This is a genomic window from Micromonospora sp. DT62, assembly GCF_049847285.1.
GTDB lineage: Bacteria > Actinomycetota > Actinomycetes > Mycobacteriales > Micromonosporaceae > Micromonospora > Micromonospora reichwaldensis.
On record NZ_JBNCOB010000006.1, the window covers coordinates 102,986 to 114,672 of the forward strand.

8 protein-coding genes are annotated in these 11,687 nt (G+C 75.4%); 3 read left to right on the top strand and 5 right to left on the bottom strand.

The features are described 5' to 3' along the window. The first annotated feature begins 711 nt into the window (after nucleotides 1-711). Nucleotides 712-2,127, top strand: a complete 1,416-nt coding sequence (locus ACPXCB_RS11415; RefSeq protein ID WP_425874648.1) for a GH1 family beta-glucosidase — start codon at nucleotides 712-714, stop codon at nucleotides 2,125-2,127. Nucleotides 2,128-2,214: 87 nt separating this feature from the next. On the opposite strand, the gene ACPXCB_RS11420 is transcribed toward ACPXCB_RS11415, so the two are convergent. The 3 genes from ACPXCB_RS11420 to ACPXCB_RS11430 form a co-directional block, all read right to left on the bottom strand. After that, entirely contained in the window at nucleotides 2,215-2,637 is a 423-nt protein-coding gene (locus ACPXCB_RS11420; RefSeq protein WP_425874650.1) for a roadblock/LC7 domain-containing protein, read from the bottom strand. Then, nucleotides 2,634-5,183, bottom strand: a complete 2,550-nt coding sequence (locus ACPXCB_RS11425; RefSeq protein ID WP_425874652.1) for a nitrate- and nitrite sensing domain-containing protein — start codon at nucleotides 5,181-5,183, stop codon at nucleotides 2,634-2,636. The genes ACPXCB_RS11420 and ACPXCB_RS11425 overlap by 4 nt, the downstream gene beginning before the upstream one ends. A 99-nt stretch (nucleotides 5,184-5,282) precedes the next feature. Next, nucleotides 5,283-6,662: an FGGY family carbohydrate kinase gene (locus ACPXCB_RS11430; RefSeq protein WP_425874654.1), complete on the bottom strand. Its 1,380-nt coding sequence runs from the start codon at nucleotides 6,660-6,662 to the stop codon at nucleotides 5,283-5,285. A gap of 255 nt (nucleotides 6,663-6,917) precedes the next feature. On the opposite strand from ACPXCB_RS11430, the gene ACPXCB_RS11435 reads away from it, so the two are divergent. Further along, nucleotides 6,918-8,858, top strand: coding sequence for an anthranilate synthase family protein (locus ACPXCB_RS11435; protein WP_425874655.1), 1,941 nt, complete (start codon nucleotides 6,918-6,920; stop codon nucleotides 8,856-8,858). A gap of 135 nt (nucleotides 8,859-8,993) precedes the next feature. Here ACPXCB_RS11435 and wrbA read toward each other — a convergent pair whose 3' ends face one another. After that, complete coding sequence (gene wrbA / locus ACPXCB_RS11440) at nucleotides 8,994-9,611, bottom strand: NAD(P)H:quinone oxidoreductase (RefSeq protein ID WP_421451509.1); 618 nt, start codon at nucleotides 9,609-9,611, stop codon at nucleotides 8,994-8,996. Nucleotides 9,612-9,963: 352 nt separating this feature from the next. After that, a complete protein-coding gene (locus tag ACPXCB_RS11445; RefSeq protein ID WP_425874657.1) occupies nucleotides 9,964-10,353 on the bottom strand; it encodes a hypothetical protein in 390 nt (129 codons plus the stop codon). A gap of 127 nt (nucleotides 10,354-10,480) precedes the next feature. Here ACPXCB_RS11445 and ACPXCB_RS11450 point away from each other — a divergent pair, with 127 nt between their 5' ends. Beyond that, nucleotides 10,481-11,590: a winged helix DNA-binding domain-containing protein gene (locus ACPXCB_RS11450; RefSeq protein ID WP_425874659.1), complete on the top strand. Its 1,110-nt coding sequence runs from the start codon at nucleotides 10,481-10,483 to the stop codon at nucleotides 11,588-11,590. Nucleotides 11,591-11,687: the final 97 nt, after the last annotated feature.

The following is an 11,687-nucleotide window of genomic DNA, read 5'->3' on the forward strand; positions in this document are numbered from 1 at the left end:
AGTGTGCCATGCATGGAAGCGCTCCCACAATGCCGGAGGCGCACCGAAGCAGCAACATGTTTCGATCTCGTTCTGGGGCTTTCACAAAGCCGTGACGGGCGTTACAGTCGCAACATCGGTCGATGGGAGCGCTTCCATCGACGGAGATCCAATTAGAAGATCACCCGGAGTCCGTCCACGACGGACCCCGGGGACTCAGCCCGAGGGCTGACGGCGGGCCAGCCCGGACACCGCCGTCAGCCATTCCCACCGACATGGAGGGAGGTGGATCCTCTAGCCACTCGCGTGGCCCGGCTCCCGCGCGACACGCACGACAGGACGCCAATTCCGCCCGTGCGTGTGCAGCAACGGTGGGGACGGGGGTTGCCCTCCCCCGTCCCCACACCCTAAACCCCCCGCCACGGCGGGAGAAGAGGCCGACGGGACTGGCCGTGTCGCCGTTCCGACCGGCCTCGTCCGCTGTCCGCCCGTACCGCCCGGTCGACGCCCCGCGCCCCGGCGCCCCGCGTCCCGCGGCCGGCCACCCGAGCGCCGGCGCCACCGCGCGCCCCCGCTCCCGCACCGCCGCCACGGGCGCATCACGCGCGCACCCTCCCGCCGTCCCCGATCGCCTTTCGCCCGGCCGGGCAGACGCGACCGGCCGGCGGCTCCTGCCCTATGCTGGGAGCGCTCCCGGCCCGGCGGTGGCCACGCAGACCATGAGGAGAACCGATGTCGATGCCCACCCCGCGCCCGCCCCACGGCGCCGCGCTCTCCGCCACCGCCCCCACCCCTACCGGCCCCGCGCCGCGCGCCGACGAGACGCCGTCGGCCGGCCTGCGCTTCCCGCCGGGCTTCGGCTGGGGGGCGGCCACCTCCGCCTACCAGATCGAGGGCGCGGCCAAGGAGGACGGCCGGGGCGAGTCGATCTGGGACACCTTCAGCCACACGCCGGGCCGCACCCGCAACGGCGACACCGGCGACGTCGCCGCCGACCACTACCACCGGTACGCCGAGGACCTGGACCTGATGCGCGACATCGGGCTGGACAGCTACCGGTTCTCCATCTCCTGGCCGCGCGTACAGGCCGACGGCACCGGCGTGCCCAACCAGCGCGGGCTCGACTTCTACCGCCGTCTCGTCGACGGGCTGCACGAGCGGGGCATCGCGCCGATGGCGACGCTGTTCCACTGGGACCTGCCGCAGTCCCTCCAGGACGCCGGTGGCTGGGAGTCTCGCGACGTCGCGCACCGGTTCGCCGACTACGCCGAGATCGTCTTCCGCGCGCTCGGCGACCGGGTGCCGGTCTGGCTGACCGTCAACGAGCCGAAGACGGTGGTGCAGAACGGCTACCTCGAAGGTCACCACGCCCCGGGCCGGCAGGACCCGGACGCCGCGTACCTGGTCGCCCACCACCTCCACCTGGCCCACGGGCTCGCCGTGGCGGCGCACCGCGCCACCGGCTCCGGCCGGATCGGCCCGGCGCTCAACCTGCACCCCTGCTACCCGGCCGACGACTCGCCCGAGGCCGCCCGGGCCGCCCGGCTCTACGACGGCTACGAGAACCGCCTCTACCTCGACCCGATCCTCACCGGCCGCTACCCGCAGGACGTGCTGGACGACCTCGGCCCCGACAGCCGGCTGGTCCGCGGCATCCGCGACGGCGACCTGGCGACCATCGCCGCGCCGGTCGACCTGCTCGCCGTGCAGTACTACACGCCCTACTACGTCACCGGCGACGGCGCGACGGTCGGACGCTGGCCCACCTCACAGGCATCCTGGCAGCAGATCCACCCCGACGGGATGTACGACATCCTGACCCGGGTGACCCGCGACTACGGCCCGATCCCGCTGACCGTCACCGAGAACGGCCTGCCCACCCCGGACACCCTCGACGCCGACGGCACGGTCGACGACGCCGGGCGGGTCACCTTCCTGCGCGACCACCTCGCCGCCGTGCACCGGGCCATGGCCGCCGGCGTGCCGCTGGAGAGCTACCACGTGTGGTCCCTGCTCGACAACTTCGAGTGGGACGCGGGCTACGACGAGCGCTGGGGCCTGGTCCACGTGGACTACCAGACCCAGCGGCGCGTGCTCAAGCGCAGCGCGCACTGGTACCGCCAGGTCATCGCCGCCAACGGACTCTGACCATCCGGCATCCGCCACCCCGGCACCGCTCGGCGGCGCCGGGGTGGACGCCGTCGACGCGCCCGCCGGGCGGGCGCGCCGACCCGGTCAGCGCGGCAGCGCCTGCTGGAGTTCCGCCCGCAACGCCGGGGTGAGCATCTCCCCCGCCTGCTTGGCCAGCCGCGCCATCTCGTAGCCGACCACGCCGATGTCGGCCTCCGCCCCGGCCAGCGTGGCCAGGATGGAACCGTCACGCACCTGCATGACCAGGAAGTAGCCGCGCCCCATCTCGACGACCGTCTGCTTGACGATGTCCCCGTCGAACATCTGCGCCGCGCCCGCGGTGATGCTCATCAACCCCGAGGTCACAGCCGCGAGCTTGTCGGCGTGGTCCCGGGGCAGGTGGTCGGAGATCGCGACCAGCAGGCCGTCGGAGGAGACCACGATGGCGTGCACCACCCCCGGCACCCGATCCGCGAACCCGCTGACCAGCCAGCTCAGGTCGCGGGCCTCCCGGCTCAACGTCGTCATCGCTGTCCCCCTTCGGTGCGTACGCCGCCCGGCGGCATGGAAAACTCCGTGGTGTCCTCGGCCTCGGCCCGCCGTACCCCACTGTAGAACCGGGACAGCATCCCCCCGACCGCCTCCGGGTCCGGGTCGTGGCGTACCGCCGGCTGCTCCGGCCGCGCCGGCCGGGTGACGGCGGAGAGCTGCGCCATCGGCACCCGGACGGGCAGGCCGCGTTCGTTGGTCCCGCCGGTGACCGGGACGGCCGGCGGCGTGGGCGAGGCCCCCGGCACCGGACCGGGCGACGGCCCCTGCCGGGACCACCAGCCCTCATCGGTCGACGCGGGCGGCCGGGCCGCCGGGGCGAGCACGTCCTCGGCCCGCACCGGGACCGACCGGGCCTGCCGGGGCGGAACCTCGGATCGCCGCCCGGCCGCCGGCAGCTCGCCCGCCGGTCGCGCACCGGCCCACGCCGGCGGTCGCCCGGCCACCGGCAGCCCACCGGGCGGCGGCGGCCCGTCCCACGCCGTGGCCGTCAGCATCCGGGCCGCGACGGGCGCCTCCCCCTCGGGCGCCGGCGCCAGCAGGCCACCGGGCAGCCGTACCCGGGCGACGAGGCCCTCCTCGCCGCCGGCCAGGCGCACCTCGACGCGGAGCCGGGCGGCCAGGTGGCTGACCACGAACAGGCCCATCCGCTCGACCGTCGCCACGTCGGCGGCCGGCGGGGTGGCCAGGACGGCGTTCGCCTCGGCCAGCGCGGCCGGACTCATGCCGAGCCCCCGGTCGGTGATCTCGATGACCGCGCCGGCGCCCTCGCTCCGGGCGATGACCGCCACGACCGTGTCGGGACGGGAGAACGAGGTGGCGTTCTCCAGCAGCTCGGCAAGGATGTGAACCAGCTCGCCGACGGCGTGGCCGACGACGTGCAGGTCGGCGACCGCCCCGTGCCGGACCCGCTGGTAATGCTCGATCTCGGCGCTGGCGGCGAGCAGCATCGCGCCGAGCGCCGCCGGCCGGTTCCACCGGCGGGTCGACTCGGTCCCGGCGAGCACCAGCAGGCTGTCGTCGTTGCGCCGCATGCGGGCCGCCAGGTGGTCGAGCTTGAAGAGGTTCTCCAGCTGGTCCGGATCGCTCTCCTCGCGCTCCAGGTCGTCGAGCAGCTCCAACTGGCGCTCCACGAGCACCTGGCTGCGCCGGGCGAGGTTGACGAACATCGCGTTGACGTTGCGCCGGGTGGTCGCCTGCTCGACGGCGACGTTGACCGCGCTGCGGTGCACCGCGACGAACGCCTCCGCCAGCTCGCCGATCTCGTCGAGCGAACGGACCACCGCCGGCGGCACCTCGATGGCCGGGACACCCCCGGTCACGGTACGCAGCCGGTCCAGGGCGTCCGGCAGCTCCAGCTGGGCGATCCGCAGCGCCTGGCCGCGCAGCAGCCGCATCGACCGGGCCATGGACCGGCCGACGAGGACGGAGATGAGCAGGGCGACCAGCAGCACCGCGAGGATGCTGCCGACGACCAGCAGCGTGGTCCGCAGCTGCGTCGCGCTCACATCGTCGGCCTGCCGTACGGCGTCGTCGAGCACCGACGCCTCGATGCGTCGGAGCAGCTCCTGACGCTGCTCGCCGGCCGCCCACCACTGTGGCGCCGGCAGCACGCTCGGCGCGGCGGCCCCGGTCACCAGGCTCTGCTCCTCCAGCCGGGTGGCCGCCAGGAACGCCGGGTCCGTCGAGGTCTCGTCGTAGCGGCGGACCTGCTCGGCAGTGGCGGCGACCCGGAACGCGCCCAGGGCGGTCAGCTGCTGGGCGCGCAGGTCGGTCAGGACCACCTGGTCCTCCACGCCGTACCGGCCGGCGCGGGCGGCCTCGTAGAGCTGGGCCCGGACCCGCGAGGAGAGCTCCTTGACCCGGGCGAGCTGCACGTAGCGCAGCACCGCGTCGCTGAGTGCGGGCCGGTCCTCGCCCGGCGAGGGCTCGGCGAGCAGGCGCAGCAGCGCGTCGACGGCCCGGTGGTAGTTGCTCAGGATGGTGTCGCTGCCCAGCACCGCCGGGGGGATCGCGGCCCGGATGTAGACGACCTGGTCGTAGGCCTCCAGCACCTCCGAGTAGGCGAGCCGCCAGGAGGCGTCGGCGTCGGCCAGCGGCCCGGCGGCCCGGCGCAGGTCACGCAGCGCCTGGTCGGTGGCAGCCTGCAACGGCCTCAGCACCACGATCGCCGAATCCCGATCGGCGCCCGCGCCGCCCCGGCGCAACTCGCCCAGCTCACCGGCGGCCCGGTCGCGTTCCATCTGGAGTTGGTGCACCAGCGCGACGATCTCCCGGCCGATGCCGACCTGCTGTGCGAAGTCGCCCAACGCGGTCGTCCGCCCGACGAGGGTGTGGGTCTGCACGCCGGCCAGCACCAGGAACGCGACCGACGGGATGACCAGCACGGTGACGAGCTTGGTGCGCATCCGCCAGTCCCGCAGCCGGAACGGGGAGCGGCGACGGTGCGGCACGACCCGGACGTCGAACCGGCGCCGGCGGTGCTGCGACACCCCGTCGTCGGACGGTTCCGGACCTGCCCCCACACCTACCCCTTCCCTGTCCCGCGTCCGCCGCGAGCCGGGGAGCGGAGTCCATCCAACCAGGCCCGCTAGCCGTGTCAACGGGGCGGGCTGAGGTGCTATTCAGGAGGGTGAGGTGGTCTCGTCCGTCCGGACGATGGCGGCGAGCCGGGAGGCGTCACCGATGCGGCCCAGGGCCACCAGCGCCGCGCCACTCGCCCCGACCTCCGGGTTGCGCCCGTACCACACCGGCCGGGGCGCGAGGGCCGCCGCGAACGACGTACGCCACCAGCCGGAGGCTGCCACCGCTCCCCCGCCGAGCACCACCTCGACCGGCCCGTCCACGGTGGACTCCAGCACGACGAGGTCGCCGACGACCAGGTCGCACAGGCCCCGCATCAGCCCCGCCAGGATCTCCACCGAGGTGGTGCCGAAGCTCAGGCCCCCCAGCGCGCCCGAGCCGGCCGGGGACTTCCCGGGCGGCCGGTCCCCGCCGAAGCGGACGTTCACCGGCAGGGTCCGGTCGTGCGGCACCCGGGCCAGGGCCGCCTCCAGCTCGCTGCCCCCGGGCAGCCGCAGCTCCCGGTCGGCCCAGGCGAAGAGGTTGCCGCCGGAGGAGTACGCGGCGCCGGTCACCACGTGGTCGTGGTCGACCCGGTAGCGCCAGAGCTCCTCGGGCAGCGGCGGCATGGCCTGCCCCGCCGGGACGTGCTGCACCAGCCGCACCGCCGCCGACGTGCCGACCGTCACCGCGACCCGGCTCGGCTCGACGCAGCCCGAGCCGACGTTCGACGCCGCGCCGTCGCCCACCGGGCCGGCCCAGGGCGTGTCGGTGAGCTGCGGCCAGCGCCGCGCGTACGCCGGCCGCAGCCGGCCCCGCCACCCGGCCGGAGCCAGCTCGGGCAGCTCGTCGGCGTGGCTGCCGGCCAGCGCGCACGCCTCGGCGTCCCAGTCCAGCGTCCGCAGGTCCAGCAGGCCCGTGCCGGAGGCCTGGGAGATCGACATGGGCGCCGGGCCGAGCAGCTCGCCCAGCACGTACTCGGCCAGGCCGGCGAACCGGGCGACCCGCCCGCCGGTGTGTTCCCGCAGCCAGGGCAGCCGGACCGACCAGTAGCAGCGGTGCCACCACGTGCCGGTGCGCTGGTGGAAGTCGACCGGGTCGGCCGGGCCGGCCGCCCCGGCGGGCACCTCGGGACGGGTGTCCAGCCAGGTCAGCACCGGCCCGAGGGGCGCCCCGTCGGCGCCGAGCGGGACCACCGAGTGCCACTGCCCGGACGTCGCCACCAGCGACACGTCGCGCAGGTGGCCGGCGGCGGCCAGCTCGTCCAGGCACGCCACCAGGCAGGCCAGGTAGCCGGCGCCGTCCAGCGTGCCGGTGCCGTCGTCGTGCACGGCGAGGCTCACCTTGCGCCGGGCCAGCGCGCCGGGCAGCGGGCGGGCGTCCGTGTCCAGCACGAGTCCGCGTACCGAGGAGGTGCCCAGGTCGAGCGCGAGAATGTTCATCGCGGGTCAAGTTACCCGGTGCGGCGCGCCCCGGCGTCCCAGCGCGTGGGCCGTACGCCCGATCGGCTTTCCGGTGCCCGCGCGGGGCCGTAGGGTGATCGCATGCCCGCGCACCTGTCCTGCTGGTGGCCCGCCGACCCGGCGGCCATCCCCCGCGCGTAGCTTCCCACGCGGCCGCCCGACGAGGCGGCCGCCGGTCTCTCCCCGGCCCTCCCGGTCGCCCCCGCCGGGCGCCGCCCGGCCCGAGGAGACCCGATGACCCACCTGACCGAGTTGCTCGCCGCCGTCGCCGGCGGCGGCGACCCCGGCCCGTTCGCGCTCGTCCGCCGCGAGGGCGCCGCGCACCTGGAGCTGTTCACCGGCACGGTACGCACGGCGGGCCGGCTCGCCGACCTCCCCCTGCCCGGCGGGGCGCCCGGCCCCCGGACGCTGGCGCTGGTGCCCTACCGGCAGATCACCGAGCGGGGCTTCGCCTGCGTCGACGACGCCGTCCCGCTGGAGTTCCTCGAGATCGACCGGCACGAGCGGGTCGCCCTGGCCGAGGCGCTCGGCGCGCTGCCCGACGTGCCCGTGCGCACCGCCGACGCCGCCTTCGACGTGACCGACGACGAGTACGCCGCCACCGTCGGCCGGGTGCTCGCCGAGGAGATCGGGCGCGGCGAGGGCGCCAACTTCGTCATCCACCGCTGCCTGCGCGCCACCGTGCAGGGTCCGCCGCTGCTCGCCGCGCTCGCCGCGTTGCGCCGGCTGCTGCGGGGCGAGCGCGGCGCGTACTGGACCTTCCTGGTGCACACCGGCACCCGGATCCTGGTCGGGGCCAGCCCGGAGCGACACGTCAGCGTCGACGACGGCCTGGTCATGATGAACCCAATCAGCGGCACCTTCCGGCACACCGGCGCGGGCGCCGACCGGGCCGCGCTGCTGCGCTTCCTCGCCGACCCCAAGGAGGTCGAGGAGCTGTACATGGTGCTCGACGAGGAGCTCAAGATGATGGCCACGGTCGCCGAGCACGGCGGCCAGGTGGTCGGGCCCCACCTCAAGGAGATGTCCCACCTGACCCACACGGAGTACCTGCTCGCCGGCCGGGGCACGAAGGACGTGCGGGAGGTGCTGCGGGAGACGATGTTCGCGCCCACGGTCACCGGCAGCCCGATGGAGAACGCCTGCCGGGTCATCGCCCGGCACGAGGGCACCGGGCGGCGCTACTACGCCGGGGTGCTGGCGCTGCTCGGCCACGACGACGCCGGCCGGCAGAGCCTGGACGCGCCGATCCTGATCCGTACCGCCGAGATCTCCCCCGCCGGCGAGCTGCGGGTGCCGGTCGGGGCCACCCTGGTGCGGCACTCGACCGCCGAGGGCGAGGTGGCCGAGACGCACGCCAAGGCGGCCGGCGTGCTGGCCGCGCTCCGCCTCGGCCCGCAGGCGCCCGCCGGTGGCCCGGAGCCCGCCGTACGCCTCGCCGACGACCCGCAGGTGCGGGCCGCGCTGGCCGCGCGCAACACGCCGCTGGCCCGGTTCTGGCTCGACCAGCGGTCGCCGGGTGCCGGTGGCCTGCCCGGGCTGGCCGGCCGGCGGGCGCTGATCGTCGACGGCGAGGACACCTTCACCGGCATGCTGGCCCACCAGTTGGGCGCGCTCGGCCTGGCCGTGACGCTGCGGCCGTGGCACGCCGCCGGTCCCGTGGACGGCCACGACCTGGTGGTGGTCGGCCCCGGTCCGGGCGACCCGGGCAGCACCACCGAGCCGAAGATGCGCACGATGCGCGGGCTGCTCGCCGGGCTGCTCGCCGAGGGCCGGCCGACCCTGGCCGTCTGCCTGGGCCACCAACTGCTCGCCGGCCTGCTCGGGCTGGCACCGCACCGCCGGGACGCGCCCTACCAGGGCCTCCAGCGGGAGGTGGACATCTTCGGCACGCGCCGCCGGGTCGGCTTCTACGCCACCTTCACGGCGCGCGCCGACGCCGACCGGCTGGACACCCCGTACGGTCCGGTGGAGCTGGCCCGGGACGCGGCGGACGGCGCGGTGCACGCGCTGCGCGGGCGCGGGTTCGCGGGGGTGCAGTTCCATCCGGAGTCGGTGCTCAGCCCCGACGGCGTGGCCGTCCTCGCCGACCTGCTGGGCGCGCTGCTGCCGGCGCCGGCAGGACATCCGTCGGCGGCGCACGGCGGGTTGTCGGGAGCGGCCGAGCATGCATAGCCGACCCGATCGGGGGTAGGGGTGCTGCGACCGGCGGCCCGGACGGGTCGAGAGCCCCCGCCCGGGCCGCCGGTCGCACCGGTACCGCCAACCCCCTGGCAGCGCCGGTACCGCCGGCGAACCGGCGGCGCCGGGTCAACCGGCCAGGCCCGCCTTCAGCGCCGCACCGATCCGCACCGCGCGCTTGGCGGTCAACGCGGTGGCGCCGAGCGCGATGTCGTCCGGCGCCGTCTCGCCGTTGTTGCTGGTGTGCGAGGCGCCGTAGGGGTTGCCGGCGACGAACTGGCTCGGGTCGGTGTAGCCGGGGGTCACCACGACCCCGCCCCAGTGGTAGAAGACGTGGAACATCGACAGCAGCGTGGCCTCCTGCCCGCCGTGCGAGGTGGCCGTCGAGCAGAACGCGGAATAGACCTTGTCCGCCAGGGCGCCCTGCGACCACAGCGGCCCGGTGGTGTCCATGAACTGCTTGAGCTGGGCGGCCATCACGCCGTACCGGGTCGGGGTCCCGAAGATCACCACGTCGGCCCACGACAGGTCGTCCAACTGCGCCTCGGGGACGTCCTGGGTCTCCATCTGGTGCGCGTGCCAGCCGGAGTTGGAACGGATCGCCTCGTCCGGCGCCAGCTCGCGCACCTTGCGCAGCCGCACCTCGGCACCCGCCTCGCCGGCACCTTCGCACGCCGCCTGCGCCATCTGGTACGTGATGCCGGTGGCGCTGTAGTAGATCACCGCGACCTTGGTCTGGGCAGCCATCGGGTGTTCCCTCCTCATGTCGGGTCAGCTCCCGCGACTACCCGATGTTTGCGCCGTCAAACGGTCACCGGGGTCGCGCCCGGGCCGGGGCTTCGTGGACCCGCCCGTCATGCACCGCCGACCGTGACGGTCCCGCTGCCGTCGGTAGCTCAAGATGTCCGCAAGTTTCGATCCGTTCCGGTGCCGGTCCGACCGCCGGCCGGGGATGCTGGTGCCACGGTGCCGGCGGGCCGGCAACCGCCCGGCACCGGCCACCCTGAACGGGGGATCGCGCTGCGCCGGCAGCGTCGCCGGCGAAGCGCGATCAGGGGAGCCAGCCCGCCCCGGCCTGCCATGGCCAGGGGCCGCCGGGTCAGGTGTCGAGGCGGTCGCGCAGGTCGTCGACCTCCTGCTGGATCCGGTTCACGGCGTCCTCGTTGTTGAGGACGGTGGTGATCCCGGCGGCGAAGGCCAGCCCGATCAGCACCGCCAGGGCGCTGAGCACCAGGCCGCCGATCGCCACGCCCCGGCCGGTCACCCCGGGCCGACCGGCCATCTTCAGCCCGAGGATGCCCAGGATCACGCCGATGATGCCGAGCAGCAGGCCGATCCAGGACAGGATCACGGTCAGCACGCTGATCAGCGCGGCCACCCCGAAGACCAGTGCGAAGGCGGCGGCGGCGCTGGTCTTGGCGGCCGGGCCGCCGCGGCCAGCGCGGGTCGGTGCGCCGGCGCCCCGGGCCGGCTCGCTGGACGCGGTCATGTCGCTCCCTCCGGACGCGCGGACGGCGCGCCTACTGGCCGGCCGCTTTCCCGCCGCGACGGCGGTCATGCGTCGGATGTCGGAGGTCGGCCCTAGTCTGGTGCCCCACCCGAGCGGAGGAGCCCCCATGCCAGCGGAGCTGACCGGGCGCGAGGCGCTCGCGCTGCGGATGACCGGCCTGCTGCTCCGCCCGCACCCCACGGCGGCGGTGGGCGGGGTCGAGGACGTGGTGGGGTGGTTCGGGGCCATGCAGGCGCAGGACCTGGCCAGCGGCATGTGGTCGCTCGGGGTGCGGCTGCCCGCGCTCGGCCACGCCGACGTGCACGCCGCGCTGGAACGCCGGGAGGCGCTGCGCACCTGGCCGATGCGGGGCACCGTGCACCTCGTGCCGCCCCGCGACGCCCGCTGGATGCTGGAGCTGACCGGCGTACGCTCGCTGGCCGGCGCCGCCACCCGCCGCGCGCAGCTCGGGCTCACCGAGACCGACGCGGACCGCGCGCTCGACGTGCTCGGCGCCGCGCTGGCCGGCGGCGGCCGGCTCACCCGGGCGCGGTGCCTGGCCACGCTGGAGGCGGCCGGCATCGGCACCGGCGACCAGCGCGGCTACCACCTGCTCTGGTACGCCAGCGTCCGCGGCGTCACCTGCCTCGCGCCCAACGTCGGCACCGAACAGACCTTCGCCCTGCTCGACGAGTGGGCGCCCGAGGCTCGCCGGCCCGAGCGGGACGAGGCCCTGGCGATGCTCGCCCACCGCTACGTCCGGGGGCACGGGCCCGTCACCGCCCGGGAGTTCGCGGGCTGGACGGGGCTGACGCTCACCGACGCGCGCCGGGGCTTCGCGGCGGCCGGCGACGCCCTGACCGTGGTCCGGGTCGACGGGCAGGAGGCGCTCGTCGACGCGGCCCTGCTCGACGCGCCCCGCGAGCCGGTCGACGACCTGCTGGTGCTGCCCGGCTTCGACGAGTACCTGCTGGGCTTCAAGGACCGCTCGCTGATGCTGGATCCCGCCCACGCCGAGGCGATCGTGCCGGGGCGCAACGGCGTGTTCCAGGCCACGGTCGTCCGGGACGGGCGGGTCGTGGGCACGTGGAAGCGCACGGTCGGCAGAAACCGGGTGACGGTGACGGTGTTCCCACTGGTGCCCTTCGACGAGCGGACCCGGGCCCGGGTGGCGGTCGCGCTGGGCCGTTACGCCGATTTCCTGGGCCTGCCGCCACGGATCGACTGGCCCGACTGACCGCCGGGCCGACAGGCGTCGGCCCGGCCCAAAGGTCCCACCGGTCCCGGTGGCCCCAGTCGTCCCGCCGCGCTCGCCCCGCCTCGCGGCGCTGCTC